Raw genomic sequence first — 18,405 nt, 5'->3', positions numbered from 1 at the left:
AACTCGTGCGGTGAGGTTTGAATCACCGCTCGAGTCTTGGAAGAGGCTTGGCGTAAATCGGGCGGCACGTTTGGTCTACGCCAAGATTACGCCTCGATATTGAGGCCTCGAAGAAAACAGAGCGTCAAGGGACTGCAAGCGAGTCTGGCGACGTGTAGCATGGCCAGTTGATGGGTACGACCTTGTAACGAGCCTCGCTCGCGTTTGCAGGTGGTCCAATGTTGCAGTCTCTTTCGCTCCGTCTGCTTCGATGCGGAATCTTTGGGTTGTTGACGATTGGGATGGCTCCCGCATTATCGGCGGAGGAGTTTCCCGAGATGTCGCAACTACCTTCGCGTCCGGAGCTGCCCGACCCCTTGGTCATGCTCGATGGCACTCGGGTGAAGTCCAGGGAGGAGTGGTTTCAGAAGCGACGGCCTGAGTTGCGGGTGTTGTTCTCGCATTACATGTACGGTCAGGCGCCGGAGGCCCCTCCGTCCATCAAGGCCGTGGTGGAACGGACCAACCCCAAGGCCATGGGCGGGACCGCCACACAGAAAGAGATCTCGATCACCTTCGGCCCTCCCGACGCACCCAAGATCCACTTGCTTCTCATGGTGCCGAATAAGGAAGGGCCGGTGCCCATTTTCCTTGGACTGAATACCCTCGGGAACCATTCGACGCTCAAGGATCCGGGCATACCGCTACCGACGGCCTGGGTTCCCTCTCCCAAGGACGGCAAGGCCCGCGAGGCGGATCGAGGCGCCCACGGCGATGTCTGGCCGTTCGACCAGATCATTGCCCGCGGATATGGGCTTGCCACGTTCTATGCGGGCGACGTCGCTCCCGACCATCCCGGGTTCGAGGATGGGGTGTTTCCGCATTACCGACCCTCGGGAGCCACGACGAAGGCGGACGACGATAGCTGGGGCGTCGTGCGAGCCTGGGCCTGGGGACTTCAGCGGGCCGTCGATTATCTGGTGACCGACTCGAGCGTGGATCGCGAGCGGATCGCGGTGGTCGGCCACTCAAGGCTGGGGAAGGCGGCGCTGGTCGCGGCGGCGTACGACGATCGCATCGCCCTGGCTTTACCGCATCAGGCAGGATGCGGGGGCACGGCGCCGAGCCGGGGTAAGGTCGGCGAGTCGGTCAAGGATATCAACAAGCACTTCCCTCACTGGTTCGACGCCCATTTCAAGCAGTTCAGCGGCAAGCCCGAGTACCTGCCGTTCGACCAGCATTGCCTCGTGGCCCTGGTGGCTCCGAGGCCTGTCTTCTTCACCAACGCGGTCGAGGACTGGTGGGCCAACCCCAAGGGTCAGTTCGAAGTGCTTAAGGCGGCCGATCCCGTCTATCGACTCCTCGGCGGCGGCGGGCTCGAATCCGACACGATGCCTCCGGTCGGGCAACTTCTCGACGGGACACTCGGCTATCACATCCGGCCTGGCAAGCATTCGATGTTCCGCGAGGATTGGGTCGTCTTCCTCGACATCGCCGATCGCCACCTTCGTCGCGCCAACAGCTCGAAGTGATTCGGTGAGTGTTTTCTGGGCGAGGGCTCGGGTCGACTTGGCTGGGACGAGCCTTGAAGGTTATCCTTGGACTCCGGCGAGGCACGTCACAACCTGGCATTCGACCCGAGGCAAGACCCCGGCAATGACAAACTCCGTAAACTCCACGGCCGTCCTGTTGATCGCACACGGCAGCCGGCATCAACCCGCGAACGACGATCTGCATGAACTCGTGGCGCGGTTGAGGGGTCAGGCGGGGTATTCGATCGTCGAGCCGAGCTTTCTCGAACTCGCGGAGCCGACGATCGAGCAGGGGGGGGATCGCTGCGTGCATCAAGGCGCGAATCGCGTCTTGATGGTTCCCTATTTCCTCTCGGCCGGTGTTCATCTTTTGCGAGATCTGACGGCGGCTCGGGACGACCTGGGTCGTCGTCATCCCCAGGCCAACTTCCTTCTCGGGGCGCCACTCGGGCCCCATTCGCTGCTCGATGCGCTCGTCTCCGAGAGAATTCGGCAGCTCGAATATGGCGAGTGGGACTCAAATTTTGGCTCATCCTCAGACGCTGCCAGGGTTTACGCGCCGATGGATCAAGGTCACGACTCCCAATAGTCCGCAACATACCCCGACTTGACACAAATCGACCGAAGGACTAGCGTGCGACGTCCGATTCTCTCCAAGGATGGAGACCAGCACCGGCGAGTCCGGGCATTCAAAGGAGTGACGGCCCAATGAGCCTCTCGATCGAATCCCAACGTGTCCCCGCACTCGACCTGAAGGCACAATACGAGTCGATCCGCGACGAGATCGATGCGGCCCTTCGCAGCGTGGTCGAGAGCCAATACTTCATCCTCGGCCCCGAGGTCTCCGGCCTCGAGGCGGAAGTGGCTGCCTACAGCGGGGCGGAACACGGGATCGGTTGCGCCTCGGGATCGGACGCACTCCTTCTGCCGCTGCTCGCCCTCGAAGTCGGACCCGGCGACGAGGTCATTACCTCGCCATACTCCTTCTTCGCTACAGCGGGCGCCATCTGGCGGACCGGGGCCAAGCCAGTCTTCGTGGACATCATCCCGGGTTCGTACAACATCGACCCCGCGAAGATCGAGGCGGCGATCACCCCGCGGACCAAGGTCATCATCCCGGTCCACCTCTACGGCCAGACGGCGGACATGACGGCGATCAACGCCATCGCCGAGCGCCACGGTCTGTTTGTCCTCGAAGACGCCGCCCAGGCGATCGGTGCCAAGTACCACGGCCGTAGTGCGGGGACGCTGGGGCACGCGGCCGCGTTCAGCTTCTATCCGTCGAAGAACCTCGGCGGTTTCGGCGACGCCGGCATGGTGACGACCAACGATGTCGAACTCGCCAAGCGAGTCGCCCGGCTTCGCGTCCACGGCATGGAGCCGAAGTATCACCACCACGAGGTCGGCTTCAACTCGCGGCTCGACGCCATCCAGGCCGCGGTGCTCCGCGTGAAGCTCCGCCACCTCGACGCCTGGACCGAGGCCCGTCGACTGGTCGCCGAACGCTACAAGAACCTCTTCTTCGCCGAAGGGATCGCCGACAAGGTCGTCCTGCCGACCGAGCAGGCGGACCACTATCACGTCTTCAACCAGTTCGTGATCCGGGTCGACGCCCAGCATCGCGACGCCCTGCGGGCCGATCTCGCCTCGAAGCACATCGGGACCGAGATCTACTACCCGATCCCGCTGCACCTGCAGGTCTGCTTCGGCTCGCTCGGCCACAAGGCTGGCGACTTCCCGCTCGCTGAGGCCGCCGCGCTCGAAACGCTCGCCTTGCCGATGTATCCCGAACTGACCGAGGCCGCCCAGGCCCACGTCGTCGGCTCCATCGCGCGGTTCATCAAGGCTGCTGCCGTCGGAAACGAACGAGCGGCTTGATCGAGGCCGATTTTTTCGATATCGCCCTCGCCTCGTTACAATGAGGCGAGGGTGCGGAGGGGCGTTCGTCACGCCGAGGGTCGTGTCGCGATCCTCGACGATAGCGAATCCCCTCGTCGTTTGCGGCTGGAATCAGCGGATACCTCCCAGACCTTGAGTAACAGAGCCGGTGGGACGGAAAAAAGCGAGCGACCAAACCCAGTCCCTGCCGATTCAGCCGGACGCGGCCGATGGGCCTGATCTCGATCCGGCCTGGATCGAGCGGATCCAGAAAAAGCTCGTCGACTGGTACGTGTCGGCCCACCGAAAACTCCCCTGGCGGGAGACCCGCGATCCCTATCGCGTGCTCGTTTCAGAGATGATGCTGGTCCAGACGACGGTGACCGCCGTCGTCCCCTTCTTCGAGCGGTTCCTCGCTCGCTTTCCCACGATCGAGTCGCTGGCGACCGCCGATGAAGCGGACGTCCTGAAAGCCTGGGAAGGGCTCGGCTACTACCGCCGGGCGCGACAACTCCAGGGTGCGGCTCGCGCGGTGATCGACCTCCACGAGGGACGATTCCCGGACGATCCCGAGGCGGTTCGCGCCTTGCCGGGCGTGGGCCGATACATTGCCGGGGCGATCCTCTCGTTCGCGTTCGACAAGCCCGCTCCGATCGTCGAGGCGAATACTCAACGCGTGCTCTCGCGATGGCTTGCCTGGTCGGAAGATTTGAAGACCACGCGTTCGCAGGTCCGTCTCTGGCGAGCTGCCGAGCGCCTCGTTCCTGCATCCGGAGCCGGGACTTTCAATCAGGCATTCATGGAACTCGGGGCCCTGGTTTGCACGCCGAGAAATCCAATGTGCTTGGTCTGCCCGGTCTCGACCGAGTGCATGGCCCGTGCGCAAGGGATCCAGGATCGACTCCCCGTCATGCCGCCGAAGGCCGCTCCCCTCGCCGTGCTCGAAGAATCCGCCATTGTGGTGCGGGACGAGAAGATCCTCATCGTCCAGCGCCAACCGGGAGGCCTTTGGGCCAACTTCTGGGAATTCCCTACGATCCACATCTCGGGCGCCGACCCTGGCGGCCGCATCCTCGAATCGGAAGTCAATCTGGCTCGTGGGGTTGAGATCCTCACGGGCGCCAAGGTTACCGTTGGGACCAAGGTCCAGTCCCTGAGTTACGGCGTAACCAAACATAAGGTCCAGCTCGACGCGTATTCAGCTCGAGGGCTTTCGGAATCGCTGAAACCGGGGCCGAAGCTCATGGATGCTCGCTGGGTCCGACCCGAGGAACTGGTGGAGTATCCCCTGGGCTCGGCTGGGAGGAAACTCAGAGTCTGGATCGCAAAGAATTGGGAAGCTTTGCTCCGAGCCTGTCCGAATTCATAGTCTGATCGCGCAGGGTCACCAATCCGCACCTATCCGTGCGCAGCGGAATCGAGATTCCATTCGCGGCCTTGCTCGGGACGGAATCGTATTTTAGAATGAGTCAGTTGGCGGACGTTGCAGGATGCCCTTCGAGCTTTTCTGGGCGGTGTATCGGAATCATCGAGGCATTGATTTCGTTGGGGGACTTCCCCAGGTCGAAGCTTCTGGTGGTGGCCTATTCCCCAGTCACCGTCTTCGCCGGACCTATTCCGGCCGCTCCACCGCTATCGATAGGAATGACGACCTTAACGGCCCGGCCGCCATTTGCGCGGGTGAGGCTCTCTCTGCCCTGAGAGACGAAAGGACAATGCATGCCATCGGGTAAGGACATCTCGGGCGGTGGCTCCTCGGGTGGGGGGGGAAAGCGAGGCGGCGGCAGTGCTCCTACGGGGACGACCGGGGGGAGCAAGAAGAACGCGTATTGCTCGTTCTGCCGCAAGAGCTACCGTGACGTCGGGCCGCTCGTCGAGGGCCCGGGCGATGTTTATATCTGCGGCGAATGCATCGAGCTTTGCCAGTCGATCCTCGATCAGGAGCGTCGCCGTCGCGGGGTCCCCAAGACTCTGTTCACCGACATCCCCACGCCGCGGGAGATCAAGGAACAACTCGACGCCTACGTCATCGACCAGGATCGAGCCAAGAAGGTGCTCTCCGTCGCGGTCCACAACCACTACAAGCGGTTGGTCCACGGGGAAGACTCCGATAGCCAGGTCGAGCTCGACAAGTCGAACATCCTGCTGATCGGGCCGACCGGCTGCGGCAAGACACTGCTGGCCCGGACCCTCGCCCGGATCCTCAACGTCCCGTTCGCCATCGGCGACGCGACGACGTTGACCGAGGCGGGATACGTCGGCGAGGACGTCGAGAACATCCTGCTGAAGTTGCTGCACGCGGCCGACTTCGACCTCGAAAGCGCCCAGCGCGGTATCATCTACATCGACGAAATCGACAAGATTGGTAAGACCAATCACAACGTCTCGATCACTCGTGACGTGTCGGGCGAAGGCGTGCAGCAGGCCCTGCTGAAGATGCTCGAAGGGACAGTGGCGAACGTCCCCCCGCAGGGCGGTCGCAAGCACCCCGAGCAGCAATACATCCAGATGGACACGACGAACATCCTGTTTATCTGCGGTGGCACGTTCGTCGGCCTCGATAATCTCATCGCCCGCCGGGTCGGCCGCAAGACGATCGGATTCGGCAGTCAGTCCGACACCGAGCACGATGGCGAGCTTGGCGCCTTGCTCGATCGCGTGACCTCCGATGACGTCCTCGAATACGGCATGATCCCCGAATTCGTTGGCCGTCTCCCGGTCGTCTGCCCCTTGATGCCGCTCGACGTCGATGCGCTCGTCCAGATCATGACAGAGCCGCGCAACGCCCTCGTCAAGCAGTATCGCCGCCTCTTCGAGATGGAGGGGGCCGACCTCGAGTTCACGCCCGACTCTCTGGTCGAGATCGCGAAGCTCGCCAAGGAGAAGGACACCGGCGCCCGCGGCCTCCGCTCGATCGTCGAGGAGATCATGCTCGACATCATGTACGAACTGCCCGACCGCTCGGCGAAGGAGAAGGGCCGATTCGTCGTGACCCCTGAGATCGTCCGCAAGGAGAAGAAGCTCTTCGAATCGGCTCCCGTGCCGATCGCTCCTGCGAAGTCGGCCGCCGAGCGTAAGAAGGAAAGCGCCTGAGCTTCCTCGTCGAGATCGCATCTCATGCAAGTTAACGGCCTGGCCTTCGGAATCTCTTCCGAAGGCCAGGCCGTTTCGTTTTACTTGCTCGCAGTCTCGACGGGAGAGTGAGCCAATTCACGGAGGACGTCGAGCCCTCGCCTGAGCGTGCGATCATCGGCCGCGTACGAGATGCGGAAGTGGGTGTCTCGCTTGCTAAAAACGTTGCCGGGAATGATGAGGAGGTTGCGACGGATGGCCTCGGCGACGAATTCAGTCGCGGTTCCCCAGGGTGCGAGGGGAAAGGCGTAAAACGCCCCGGCGGGCGTGGCGAGTTCATAGAAGCCGCTGAGGGCCTCGACGACGGTATCTCGCTTGTGGCGGTAGTTGTCGATCTGGGCCGTCAGGTCCTGATCGAGGGCGACCACGCCCGCATACTGCACGTGGCTGGGGGCGCAAACGAAGCTGAACTGTTGAAGCTTGGCCATCTCCTGGATCAAGCGGCTCGGGCCGTGGGCGAAGCCAAGCCGCCAGCCGGTCATTCCGTAGGCCTTGCTGAAGCCGTCGACGACGAGCACATCCTCATTCCACGAGGCCGGCGTGGCAAACGGGCCGTCGTAGCAGAACGAGCGATAGACCTCGTCGCTGATGAGCAGAACCCCCTTCTCGCGGCAGAGCAAGGCGAGGGCCTTCATCTCCTCCTCGGAGGCGACCACGCCCGTCGGGTTTGCCGGCGAATTGACGAGGATGCACTTCGTCCTCGGCGTGATCGCGGCGGCAACGCGGGCGGGGTCGATTCGGAAGTCGGGGTAGGTGTCGACGAAGACGGGCGTCCCCCCGGCGAGGGCCACGAGGTTGCCGTACATCACGAAGTAGGGGTCGAAGATGATGACTTCGTCCCCGGGGTTCACCGCGCAACAGAGGGCCAGCAGCAGGCCTCCCGAGGTTCCTGACGTGATCAGGACCTGACGATCGGAGTGGTGCAACTGCTCGTCGACGGCCGCCTGGATCTTGCCTCGGAGTTCGGGGATCCCTTGCGTCACCGTATAGGCATTCCTCCCTCGCTGGATCGCGTCGATGGCGACAGCCTTGACGGGGTCGGCGACGTCGAAGTCGGGGAGGCCGATCGAGAGGTTGATCGGGTCTTTCATCGACTTCGACATATCGAACGCCTTGCGGATCCCCGAGGCTTCGATGTTCCGCATCCGGTCGGCAATCCAGGCGTCGTTCAAGGCCGGTCTCCCGCGTCGTCCGAGGTTCTTGGCTGAGGAATGTTGGAAGGCGCGATTCTAACACGATCCGGTTCGGGGCGCGGAGGGGCGTTACGTTGCCAAGACCCGCCGCGTTCGCGTACGCTAGAGGCTTCGAGCCTCGAGCGACGAGACCCGCCGTGCGATCCCACCGAGCCCTGCGATGCTCCGTTCCTTCCTGATACTCGCCGTGGTGAATGGTTCGCTCTTGCTCGCGAGTTTCGTCCTCGAGCTCCTGGCCACGAGCGACATTCCAGGCCCCGGCACGGTCCGGACCGGGGCCCAGGTCCCGATTGCCCTCCTGATGACGATGACTACTTGCGCCGTTCACTCGACAGCTTACGCCTACCTCCTGACGTCCGGCCGCAGGGCCGGGATGCTCGCCAGGCTCCACGACCTGCCGGAATGGATCAATGAACAGACAAGCAAAAATAAAAAGAAAGCCTTTCCATTCGCGGCTGGAGGCATGATCCTCATGGCGGGAGTCGCGGGGATCGTCTGGGCCTCGGGTCCTCGCGTCTGGGAATCGAGCTGGTTCCTGTTCGGGTCGGCGGTCGCCCTGGCATTCAACATTGCCGCGTCCGTCGCGGAGTATGCGACCGTGGCGGCACAGGGACGGATCTTGCTCGAGGTCAGGGCTCGCGCCGGTCAATCACGCGTTGTCGAAAGTCTCGCAGGGGTCGTCCATCCCTCCGACTCGACGAAGGAGGGATTTTGATGTCGCCGCTCGTCGTCATCATGCTGATCGTGCTCGTGGACCTGCTCGGGTTCAGCATCGTGATGCCCCTGCTGGCACCGTTCGCCAAGCAGTACGGGCTCTCTGGAGGCCAGATCGGTCTCCTGTTCGCGGCTTACCCGATGTGTCAGCTCATCGCCGGGCCGATCCTCGGTCGACTCAGTGATCGCTACGGACGCAGGCCGCTCCTGATCGTGAGCCAGGCGGGGACGGCCCTGTCGTTCGTGATCCTCGCACTCTCGTCGAACTTCACCGTGATGCTGCTGGGGCGAATGCTTGACGGATTCTCGGGGGGCAATATCCTGGTCGCCCAGGCGTATGTGGCGGACGTCACGACCAAGGAGAACCGCTCCAAGGGGATGGGGCTGATCGGCATGGCGTTTGGCCTCGGGTTCGTGCTCGGGCCATTCCTCGGCGGGTTGCTGGTTGAGCTCCCGATCGACCCGGCGTGGCGGCTCAAGGTGCCGTTCCTGGTCGCCGCGGTCTTCTCGACGATCGCCTGGATCCTCGTCTATTTCCGCCTGCCCGAGTCCCTGGTACGCGGGGCCGAGCCTGTCGAACGAGCTCGGGTGGCGAGCTGGCGGGGCCTGATCGACACGGTTTCTCTGCCGTCCTTGGGCCGGCTGGTTGTTCTCGGGGCACTCGTCGTCCTAGGCTTTGCCGCGCTCGAAGGGACGTACAGCCTTTTCCTCAGCAATCGCCTGAACTGGGGACCGCAGAAGGCGGCCTTCGGCTTCGCCTTCCTCGGGCTCGTGAGCGCGATCATTCAGGGAGGAATGATCCGACGCCTCGTGCCGAAGTACGGGGAGCCTCGCCTGATTGTGATCGGCGTGGCCACGCTGACTGTCGGTCTCGGCGCCCTGGCCCTGTCTTTTAACGTTACGACGCTGCTGCTCGCCACGATGATCGTTGGGATCGGACAAGGGCTCGCCAGCCCGACCGTCTCCGGGCTCCTTTCGCGTCTCACTCCGGCGAGCGAGCAAGGCGCGGTCTTCGGCGTGCTCTCGATGGCCCAGACCCTGGCGAGGATGATCAACTACATCGTGGCCAATGAATTGCTCGCTCAATACGGGCCCTCGGCCCCGTTCTGGGAAGGCTCGGTGATTGCATTTCTGGGCTTGGTGCTCGCCATCGTCGTCGCCAAGACCACGGTGATTCCGTCCAAGGGCGTAGACAGCTCGACCCCGGTTGAGGAATTCGCCGACTCGAGCTCCCTCGCCTCATGACGAGGGAGCTTCGAGCCTAACGCCAGTTTACTTCGATCCCGTGGACGTGGTCTTCAGGTCGCGATCGATGTAGCCTCCTATCGTCGCGGTGTCCGTGTAGGCCTGATTCATTAGGACGGTCCGCAATTCGTTGGGATGCTGGATCAGCATGTCCACGGCCTCGACGATCGCTTGAGGGCGGGCTGAGAGGAGCCGCTCGCTGAATTTGCCGCCGGGCTCCCTGGGATTGTCGAAGCGCTGGAGCATGGCCAGGAGCCGCTGTGCGTCCTGACCCTCGTCCTTGCCATGACTTTGGGCGATGGACTCGGCCGCTTTTCGCAGGCCGGAGGGGTCGTTTTGCGCCCAGGCGAAGATCGAGTCGTTAGGACGCTTCGTCGCGAGCCGTTCCAACCCTTGACCCCAAAAGCGAGCCAGCCAGGGGGCGTACTCGCTCACCGCGGCGGGGACTTCGACGCGAGGCTGTCGCTCCTGCTCTCGCGAGTCCAGGAGCATCCAGAGGGCCATGGCGCGGGAGACGCCGACGGGATCGAGGATCGACGCCACGCGGGCCCCATCGAGTTGTCGCGGCTCGCTCGCATACCAGGGCTTAAGGGCGAAGGCGAGCCTGAGGAGGCTCCAGGCCTTGGAGTCGTGCGTCAGGAGACAGAGGTAGGGGAGGGCATTCGGATCCGGAGAGCCCAGGACGATGTCGCTGCGGAGCTCACCCAGGGCTTGTAGCTCAAGGAACGTCGGGGTCCGGTCGTTCTCGTTGTAGAGCTCGACCGCCGCATTCTGCGGGAGTTTCTTGTTGATGTCGGCGATGAGGCTCGGGTTGATGGCGTCATACCAGTACGAGAGCTCGAAGCCCGCCTGCCAGGCTTTCCTTGCGCCACCTATGGCCTCGTTGTAGTACGAGAGTTCGTACGGATGGACGCGGACTAATTGCCAGCCGGCCGATCCCAGGACCAGTATCGTCAGCACCAGACGCCACAGGCGAGGTCGCATCGGGTTCAACTCGTCGATCCCGCGACCGACCCATGCGACTCCCCATCCGGCAAAGGCCGCGAGGAAGAAGCAGGTCGGCAAGAGCAGGCGCACGCCGTCGTGTGCGGGAGTCGGCAGCATCCGGAGGACCGGCAGCGTGAGGAAATGGATCAGGAAGTAGAGCGGGAGATGATCCCGGCGGAGCTTCACGAGGGAGAAAATCATCCCCACGAAGCTCGCGACGAGGATGCCGACGGGGACCGTCACCGTCAGCAAGACCCACGCATTGTGCCAGGGGAGGCTGAAGAGGTAGATCTTCCCCGCATACATGATCTGGATGTCCGGAAGGGATCCTTTTCTATCGGTGTTGAGCATGTAATAATGTGTTAATCTTGGTAGGGTCTCACGCCACCAGGCCGGGTTTCCGAGCCACGAGACCACTGGGGCGAAGGCCAGGATCGCCGTCCACGTTTCCAGGGCAGGGCGTTCGGCTCCCCAGAGAGGGCTTGAGCGGAAGATCTTCGCCAATCCTCGACGGAGCACCCAGACCAGCAAAGGGACGGCCAGGATGAGCCCAGGGAGGATTGTCTGGGGGTGGACAACGGAGAGGTCGGTCTGCTTCGGCGCGGGAAGTTGGAGCTTCAGTCGCATCATCTCGCGGAACGTCAGGGCTAGCGGTACGAGCATCGCCGTGGAGGTGAGGATTCCGTCGGCCCAATCGACTCGCCCAGCCTTCTTCAGGATGGTCGCGGGCAGGCGACCGAGGACGAGCCATGCCATCAGGGGCAGGATCACGGTCACGGCCGCCATCTTCTCGAGGAAGGCCAGGCCCAGGAGGATTCCGACCAGCACACGCCAGCGTCTCGCGTTGGGCTCCTGGAGGCCCTTCCAGAAGGCGATCGTCGTGGCGACCCAGAGCAGGAGCCCCGGCGTGTCGGTCTCGGCCAGCAAGGCTTCGCCGAAGACCCTGGGCATGAGCAGGAGCGACCCCGCGGCCACGCCGCCGACCCAGGGGCTATATCGCCTGGAGAGGAACCCGAAGCCGATCGCGAGCGTGAGGGCGAACTCGAGGATCGAGGCCATTCGCCGCGAGGGGATGTCCTTCATCCAGTGGCCGAATAGGGCGTGAGTCGCCAGGTTCAACTGGCCTGCAAGCGGCGGATGGAAGTTGATCCCGTGCCGGCCATACTGCCAGTAGAAGAGCAGTGAATTGGAGTCGACGAGGGGTTGTAAATCCTCCCACGACCGGACGCGAGACAGTCGCTCCCACCATTGCGCCGACTTGACCTGGCTGTAGCGATAGGCCGGCTCGTCCCAGGTCAGGCCGAGGTCCCCGGCGAGGGGGACGAACATGGCCACCAGGACAGCGAAGAGGAATGCGCAGGCCAGCCACCAGTTTCGGCCCGTCAAATGTTCAAGTTGTCCGACGTCTTGTAAATCGGGGTCGGAGTGCATCGCGATCTCTAGGAGAATTTCGAAGGAATTCGTAGGTTCCGAAAGACTGAATAATCGGCAAATCCCTAACAGTCCACACCTTACACTCTATTTATTTTCCCTAGCCTCAAAAACGGGTTGCTATGAGATGCTCGACTCTTTACCCTACGTTTCGGGCGGGTATCCAATTTGCTCAAACCCACCAACGCGAAAACTCCCGCAAAGTGTGATTCCCGCCTCGTCCACTTATAATTTTGGAGACACCTGAATGCGACGGCAACTGACGATTCTTGCCCTCACCGGCGTCATCGGCTCCCTGGTCCTGAGCAGCGACGCGAGCGCCTGCCACAAGAAGAAGTGCGCCGCCCCGGCCCCCGCCTGCGTGGTTGCCGCCCCGGCCCCTTGCTACGTCCCCGCCCCGGCCCCGGTTTGCGCCCCCGCCCCCGTGGCCTGCGCCCCCGCCCCGAAGAAGTGCGGCTTCGGTGGCTTCAAGATGCCGAAGTTCAAGCTCGGCTGCCACAAGAAGCAGGCCGTTGTTTGTGCGGCCCCGGTTTACGCTGCCCCGGTCTGCGAGACCGTTGCTCCTTCGGCTCAGGTCCTGCCCTCGGGCCAGGGCTATTGATCCTCTGGATCTAAGCCTCAGGGGCGAGGGGCCCATTTGCGGCCACTCGCCCCTTTTTCATTTCGAATCCTGAATCCGTGAAACGGAGTGGATGGTTAGAGTTTGCAGCGATCTTCCGTTTTCTGGGAATCAGGGTGCCCGAGGTACGCGATCTAACCTGGTCAGGTTGAAATCTCGAGTTTGGATACCTGAGCGAATATCATGCTCGCGAGAATCGCCCGAACATTTGACGACGTTGTCCAACGCTCACGAATGACCTGAAATCGTCATGAAATCGAAACGGCCCAGGAGTGAAATCCCGGGCCGTCGCGTTCGTCTCGTGCTCTGATGGCAGAATCCGGCCAGGTCCTCAAGCGAGGACCTTCTTGAGCACGCGCCCCCCCACGTCGGTAAGGCGTTCGTCGCGGCCGTTGTGGAGCACGGTCAGCTTCTTGTGATCGAGCCCCATCAGGTGCAGGATCGTGGCGTGGATGTCGTTGACGTGGGCCCTTTCCTCGATCGCGTTGAGGCCGATCTCGTCGGTCGCGCCGACGATTGACCCCCCTTTGACGCCGCCGCCTGCCATCCACATCGTGAAGCCGGTTGCGTTGTGGTCGCGGCCTCGCCCGCCCTTCTGGCAGACGGGAGTGCGGCCGAACTCGGCACCCCAGATGACGAGAGTGTCTTCCAGTAATCCGCGACGCTTAAGGTCGGTGAGGAGCGCCGAGACCGGTTGGTCTGTCAGCCCGCACATCTTCTCGTGGTTGGCATTGATGTCGTCGTGGGCGTCCCACTGCATCGCGACGGGGCCGCCACCCGAGTAGAGCTGGACGAAGCGGACGCCCCGCTCCACGAGCCTACGGGCGAGCAGGCAGCGTGTGCCAAACTCGGCCGTCCTCGGGTTATCGAGGCCGTAGAGGGTCTTGGTCTCGGCCGTCTCACGGCTGAGGTCGACCGCCTCGGGGGCCGCACTCTGCATTCGGAAGGCGAGCTCGTAGCTGGCGATGCGAGCTGAGAGTTCGGTGTCGGAAGGATCGGTCCCCTCGGCATTCATCTCGCCGAGGAGGTCGAGCGTCGCCCGCTGCTGGGCCGAGGAGAATTCGGCGGGGGGTTTCAGGTTGACGATCGGCGCCGGGCCGCTACGGAAGAGGGTCCCCTGGTACTGTGCGGGGAGCAGGCCTGCTCCCCAGCACGGGGCGCCCCCCTCGGGCGTGCCCTCGGGCTGGGTCATCACGACGAAGGAGGGCAGTTCCTCGCTCTCGGAGCCGAGCCCATAGGTGGCCCAGCTTCCCAGGCTCGGATAGCCCATGAAGATGCGCCCCGTGTTCATCTGATACATCGCCGGCGCGTGAACGACGCTGTCGGCCACGCAGGAGCGGATCAGGGCGATGTCGTCGGCGTGCTTGTGCATGTGCGGCACGAGGTCCGACATGTCCATGCCGGACTCGCCATACTTTCCGAATTTGCGATGCGAGCCGAGGCAGAGGGGGTCATCCTCGAGGAACTCGCTATGGACCTTCCCGAAGCTCGGCGGGAGCCGCTGGCCGTCCAGCTTGTTCAGCGCAGGCTTGGGATCGAAGATGTCCATGTGGCTCGGGCCGCCGGTCATGAACAGGAAGATGCAGCGCTTCGCCTTGGCCGGGAAGTGCCCCACCTTGGCCGCGAGCGGATTCGAGGAGACTGAGGCCATCGCCTGGTTTTGCAGCAGATACGAGAGCCCGAGCATCCCGAACCCGTTGCCGGCCGTACTCAGGAAGTCTCGACGGCTCAACGGCGAGTAACCTTGGGGACCCGGGCAGCGTTTATGTCGCATGTTCGTGAGATCCGAAGAGCCTTGGTTCACGACCTTTGACGCGAATCCAGACCTGAGCATGAGCCTATGTTCGACTTCGATTGTCCGCGTCTCTCAAGGGACGTAGACGAACTCATTGCGGTTGAGCATGGCCAGCGAGAAGTCGACCCAGGCCGCCTCGGAGGCTGCCTTGAAGGCCTCGGGATCGAAGCCTGCCTTTTCCGAGACCTGTCCCCCCTTAGACTGGGCGAGCAACCGTTGCGTCTGCCCATCGAGAAACGCCGAAGCCTGCTCAAGCTCTTTGGGCTTGGGATCGCGGGCCAGCACGATCCGATAGGCATGTCGGATTCGAGCCTCACGGTTCCCCGGTTCCTCTCGGAAGATCCGGCTCGAGAGAGCTCGAGCCCGGGCGACGGAGTAATCGCTATTCATCAGCACGAGGGCCTGCAAGGCGTGCGTGCTGACCCCGCGTTCGGCACAGGCTGTTTGCGTATCAGGGGCGTCGAAGGCGTCGAAGAGCGGGTATCGGACGTTACGCTTGCGGAAGAGGTAGAGTGAGCGACGCACGTGCTCCGAAGGGTCGGGCGTGACCGGCCAGAGGTCGACGACCTCGGCCTCGGTGAAGATCAGGTCCTCGACTTCCTTCTCGAGAGGTGCGAGGACGCTGGGCCCTCCCATCTTCGGGTTGAGCTCGCCGGAGGCGACGAGCATGGCATCGCGGAGGCTCTCGGCGTCGAGGCGTCGGCGATTCATCCGCCAGAGGGTCGTGTTTTCCGGGTCGTCGGTGGCCTGCTTCGCCTCGCCCTTGTTGGCCGGCTGGGCACTCGTCTGGCGATAAGTCGCCGAGGTCACCATGAGCCGGTGGATCGGCTTGAGCTTCCAACCCTGGCCAATGAGCTCGGTGGCGAGCCAGTCGAGCAACTCGGGATGCGTCGGAGCCTCGCCTCGCACGCCAAAGTCGTTCGGCGTCGCGACGATGCCTCGGCCGAAGTGGTGCTGCCAGAGCCGATTGACCATCACGCGAGAGGTCAAGGGATTGTCGGGACGTGTGAGCCAACTGGCGAGGGCCTGCCGGCGCCCTGTGGTCGAGTCGGTCGGCTTCACCGAGGCTTCAGAGAAGGCCTCGCTCGGCAGCGACGCGAGGACGACGCCCGGGGGACGGGGGATCACCATCGGCCCGTGGGCCTTGGGATCGCCACGCTTGGCGACGTGTGTCTCGGGGGCTTCCTTACCGTCATCGACTAGCGCCATGGCCTGGGCGGGGGGACGGGGGAGCTTGACCTCGAACGCGTAGATCTCGAGCTTGAGCTTTTCGCGTCGGACCTCGTCAGCGGGATTCTTGGCGACGGCCGCGACGACTTCTTCCCAGGTCACGTTGAGCGTGGTGTTGATCCCTTCCGCCAGCCGTTGCTGGACCGGTGTTCGCTCTTTCTCGGGGATCGCCAGGATCGCACGCTCGTTGTCGGTGAGCATGCTCTTCTTCCTGGCTAGTAGGGCGGCGCGGTAGGGGGCCTCGAGTTCGGCCATCTTCTGCTTGAGTGGGCCTGTCTTCTCGGCGATGGCCTTCACTGCCGCGTCGTAAGAAGCCTTTTCGGCGTCGGTCGCGATAGGCTTCTCGACCATCTTGGCGCCGGCGAAGAACGACTGAAGCCGGTAATAGTCGGTCGTGGGTAGGGCGTCGAACTTGTGGTCGTGGCAGCGGGCGCAGGCGATCGTCAGACCGAGGAAGACGGATCCGACCGTGCCGGTGATCTCCGTGAGTTCGGATTGACGCTTGACCACGGGGTCGATGTTGCCCCCAACGATCTCTCGGGGACCGCAGCGGCCGAATCCGGTGGCGATCAGGGCATTGACATCCCCCGGAGCGAATTCGTCGCCGGCGAGTTGCAGGTTCACGAACTGGTCGTAAGGCATGTCGGCGTTGAGGGCATTGACCACCCAGTCGCGATATCGCCAGGCGTCGGGGCGTTCTGCGTCGAGCTCGAACCCATTCGTCTCGGCGAAGTGGGCGAGGTCGAGCCAGTGCTGCGCCCAGCGCTCGCCGTAATGGGGGCTATCGAGCAGGCGATCGACGAGACGTTCGTAGGCATCTCCTCGCGTGTCGGCCTGGAAGGCTTCGACTTCCTTCGGCGTCGGAGGGAGCCCCGTGAGGTCATACGTCACGCGACGGATCAATGCCGCCTTATCGGCCTCGGCCGAGTGAGGGTAGTCCATCTCCTCGAGCCCGGCGAGTATGAAGCGATCGATAGGGTTCTTGACCCAACCTTCCTCTTTAATCGACGGCAGCTCGGGCCGCTTGGGGATCTGATAGGCCCAGTGTTCGCGCTTCTCGGCGTCGAACGTTTCGGGAGGGGCCGGTTTCTCAGGCGTGGCCGGTGCTGGGCTCGCCGCCGTTTCCTTGGCAGGCTCCGCGGCCTGAGTGATGGGCGAGATCAGCCATCCGGCGACGGCGATCGAAAGCGCCCGTTTCCACGAGGAATATGCCATGTATCAATCACTCCCCGACGGCGGAGGGTGGTCGGCTTGCGTCCACGAACTCGTCACGAAAGGCGTGAGCTGTTCTCAGGCGGGAGAGAGTCCCTGAGAATGAGGTCCAGCGGGCCGGCAAGACGCCATACTTTTGATTTTCATCCTACGACGCTGTGGCCGAGAAAGGAATCGAAAACGACGGCATTCTGTAGATCCGATTCGAAATTCAATGCGTCTTGAGCTTATGGGTCGCCTCACGTCGCGTCGGGAGTGCAACCCAGGACGACCGTTGCGTCAGATCCATGATCCAATCACGCGTCCATGATCTTGATTCGTAGCGAAAGGTTCGACTGGGGTGGTGCTGGCCAGGACGGGGTCAATCCTCAGACGATGGTACAAGGTGGTGGCGAGATCTTCGGGATAACATGGCGAGTCGAACGGGGCCTCTCCCTTGGCGTCGGTTTCGCCCCAAACCTCACCCCCGACGAGACCTCCGCCCGCGATCAGGGCCGAACCGGCGTGCGCCCAGTGGTCGCGTCCGGCTGTGTCGTTGATGCGAGGCGATCGGCCGAAGTCGCTGAGTGTCAGGACCAACGTGGTCTCCAACAACCCACGATCCGTCAAGTCTTGCAGGAGAGTGGAGAGGGCCGAGTCGAGCCGGGGCAACAACCGATGGCGAAGCGAGACGAACTGGTTCGAGTGGGTATCCCAACCGCTGTCGGTCACGGTGACGAACCGGACGCCCGACTCGATCAGCCGGCGGGCGAGGAGGCAGCGTTCACCCAGGCCGTTTCGTCCGTAACCCTCGCGAAGCTGAGGGTCTTCGCGATGAGTCTCGATGACGCGACGAAGCTGGGTCGAATCTCCGAGCGCCGGGCATCGTCGGGATTCGGCTCCGTGGCCATTCAGAACGATGGGGTCGTGCTCGCGGCCGAGGCCGCCGGCGAGTCCTGCGCCGAAGCTATGGTCGAGAGCCTCTCCAAACTGGACATAGGGCGGCATCCCGCTGCGACCCCCTTTGAGCTTCGAGACGACGGAACCAAAGGACGGCAAGGGTTCCGAGGGGCGAAACATCCGCCCCGAAAGCATGTACGCATCGGCCACTCCGTGCGTACCGTTCCGAGGATCGAGCGATCGGACGATCGTGTACTTGTCCTGAAGTCGTGCGAGCTTCGGCAGGGCTTCACTGATCCGAATCCCCGGGACATTCGTATCGATCGCCTTGAACTCGCCGCGGAATTCGCTCGGGGCCTCAGGCTTGGGGTCGAAGCTATCGATGTGACTCATCCCGCCCTGGAGCCAGATCACGATGCAAGAAATGTCGGGGCTGATGGTGCTCGCCTTTGAGGAAGGGCGTCCGAGACCGCTCAGACTTGCTCCCAGAGAAGCGAAGGACGCGAGGCGGAGGGCCTCTCGACGGGTCATTCCATTTCGAGCCTGGGACGAATCGGGGAGTGCGAACATCGGATCAAC

At 63.1% G+C, this 18,405-nt stretch carries 13 protein-coding genes; 8 read left to right on the top strand and 5 right to left on the bottom strand.

What is annotated here, in order from left to right; translation table 11 throughout:
• The first annotated feature begins 317 nt into the window (after positions 1-317).
• From ACOYYX_RS31895 to clpX, 5 genes are all read left to right on the top strand, one after another.
• Positions 318-1,511 (top strand): acetylxylan esterase, encoded by a 1,194-nt coding sequence (locus ACOYYX_RS31895; RefSeq protein ID WP_422926703.1) that lies wholly within the window; start codon positions 318-320, stop codon positions 1,509-1,511.
• Between the two features lie 124 nt (positions 1,512-1,635).
• Positions 1,636-2,100 (top strand): sirohydrochlorin chelatase, encoded by a 465-nt coding sequence (locus ACOYYX_RS31890; protein WP_422926702.1) that lies wholly within the window; start codon positions 1,636-1,638, stop codon positions 2,098-2,100.
• 119 nt (positions 2,101-2,219) lie between these two features.
• Positions 2,220-3,389: a DegT/DnrJ/EryC1/StrS family aminotransferase gene (locus ACOYYX_RS31885; protein WP_422926701.1), complete on the top strand. Its 1,170-nt coding sequence runs from the start codon at positions 2,220-2,222 to the stop codon at positions 3,387-3,389.
• Positions 3,390-3,558: 169 nt separating this feature from the next.
• The gene (mutY, locus tag ACOYYX_RS31880) at positions 3,559-4,758 is read left to right on the top strand and encodes an A/G-specific adenine glycosylase (RefSeq protein WP_422926700.1); all 1,200 of its coding nucleotides are present in this window, start codon (positions 3,559-3,561) and stop codon (positions 4,756-4,758) included.
• A gap of 350 nt (positions 4,759-5,108) precedes the next feature.
• The gene (gene clpX / locus ACOYYX_RS31875; RefSeq protein ID WP_422926699.1) at positions 5,109-6,482 is read left to right on the top strand and encodes an ATP-dependent Clp protease ATP-binding subunit ClpX; all 1,374 of its coding nucleotides are present in this window, start codon (positions 5,109-5,111) and stop codon (positions 6,480-6,482) included.
• 80 nt (positions 6,483-6,562) lie between these two features.
• On the opposite strand, the gene ACOYYX_RS31870 is transcribed toward clpX, so the two are convergent.
• The gene (locus ACOYYX_RS31870; protein ID WP_422926698.1) at positions 6,563-7,693 is read right to left on the bottom strand and encodes a pyridoxal phosphate-dependent aminotransferase; all 1,131 of its coding nucleotides are present in this window, start codon (positions 7,691-7,693) and stop codon (positions 6,563-6,565) included.
• Between the two features lie 181 nt (positions 7,694-7,874).
• Here ACOYYX_RS31870 and ACOYYX_RS31865 point away from each other — a divergent pair, with 181 nt between their 5' ends.
• Both ACOYYX_RS31865 and ACOYYX_RS31860 read left to right on the top strand, forming a co-directional pair.
• The gene (locus ACOYYX_RS31865; RefSeq protein ID WP_422926697.1) at positions 7,875-8,429 is read left to right on the top strand and encodes a hypothetical protein; all 555 of its coding nucleotides are present in this window, start codon (positions 7,875-7,877) and stop codon (positions 8,427-8,429) included.
• A complete protein-coding gene (locus tag ACOYYX_RS31860; RefSeq protein ID WP_422926696.1) occupies positions 8,429-9,673 on the top strand; it encodes an MFS transporter in 1,245 nt (414 codons plus the stop codon). Before ACOYYX_RS31865 ends, ACOYYX_RS31860 begins: the two co-directional genes overlap by 1 nt.
• 27 nt (positions 9,674-9,700) lie before the next feature.
• On the opposite strand, the gene ACOYYX_RS31855 is transcribed toward ACOYYX_RS31860, so the two are convergent.
• A complete protein-coding gene (locus tag ACOYYX_RS31855; protein ID WP_422926695.1) occupies positions 9,701-12,046 on the bottom strand; it encodes a glycosyltransferase family 39 protein in 2,346 nt (781 codons plus the stop codon).
• Positions 12,047-12,338: 292 nt separating this feature from the next.
• On the opposite strand from ACOYYX_RS31855, the gene ACOYYX_RS31850 reads away from it, so the two are divergent.
• On the top strand, positions 12,339-12,692 hold the full coding sequence (locus tag ACOYYX_RS31850; RefSeq protein ID WP_422926694.1) for a hypothetical protein: 354 nt from the start codon (positions 12,339-12,341) through the stop codon (positions 12,690-12,692).
• Between the two features lie 349 nt (positions 12,693-13,041).
• Here ACOYYX_RS31850 and ACOYYX_RS31845 read toward each other — a convergent pair whose 3' ends face one another.
• The 3 genes from ACOYYX_RS31845 to ACOYYX_RS31835 all read right to left on the bottom strand — a co-directional run bounded on the left by ACOYYX_RS31845 (position 13,042) and on the right by ACOYYX_RS31835 (position 18,396).
• Positions 13,042-14,484: a DUF1501 domain-containing protein gene (locus tag ACOYYX_RS31845; RefSeq protein WP_422926693.1), complete on the bottom strand. Its 1,443-nt coding sequence runs from the start codon at positions 14,482-14,484 to the stop codon at positions 13,042-13,044.
• 93 nt (positions 14,485-14,577) lie between these two features.
• The gene (locus tag ACOYYX_RS31840) at positions 14,578-16,950 is read right to left on the bottom strand and encodes a DUF1549 and DUF1553 domain-containing protein (RefSeq protein WP_422926692.1); all 2,373 of its coding nucleotides are present in this window, start codon (positions 16,948-16,950) and stop codon (positions 14,578-14,580) included.
• Between the two features lie 276 nt (positions 16,951-17,226).
• Positions 17,227-18,396: a DUF1501 domain-containing protein gene (locus ACOYYX_RS31835; RefSeq protein ID WP_422926691.1), complete on the bottom strand. Its 1,170-nt coding sequence runs from the start codon at positions 18,394-18,396 to the stop codon at positions 17,227-17,229.
• Between the last annotated feature and the right edge of the window lie 9 nt (positions 18,397-18,405).

Source organism: Singulisphaera chitinilytica (assembly GCF_049331405.1).
Taxonomy (GTDB): domain Bacteria; phylum Planctomycetota; class Planctomycetia; order Isosphaerales; family Isosphaeraceae; genus PoT.
The sequence above is the reverse complement of the archived record's forward strand: the minus strand, read 5'-3'. Positions and strand labels throughout refer to the sequence as shown.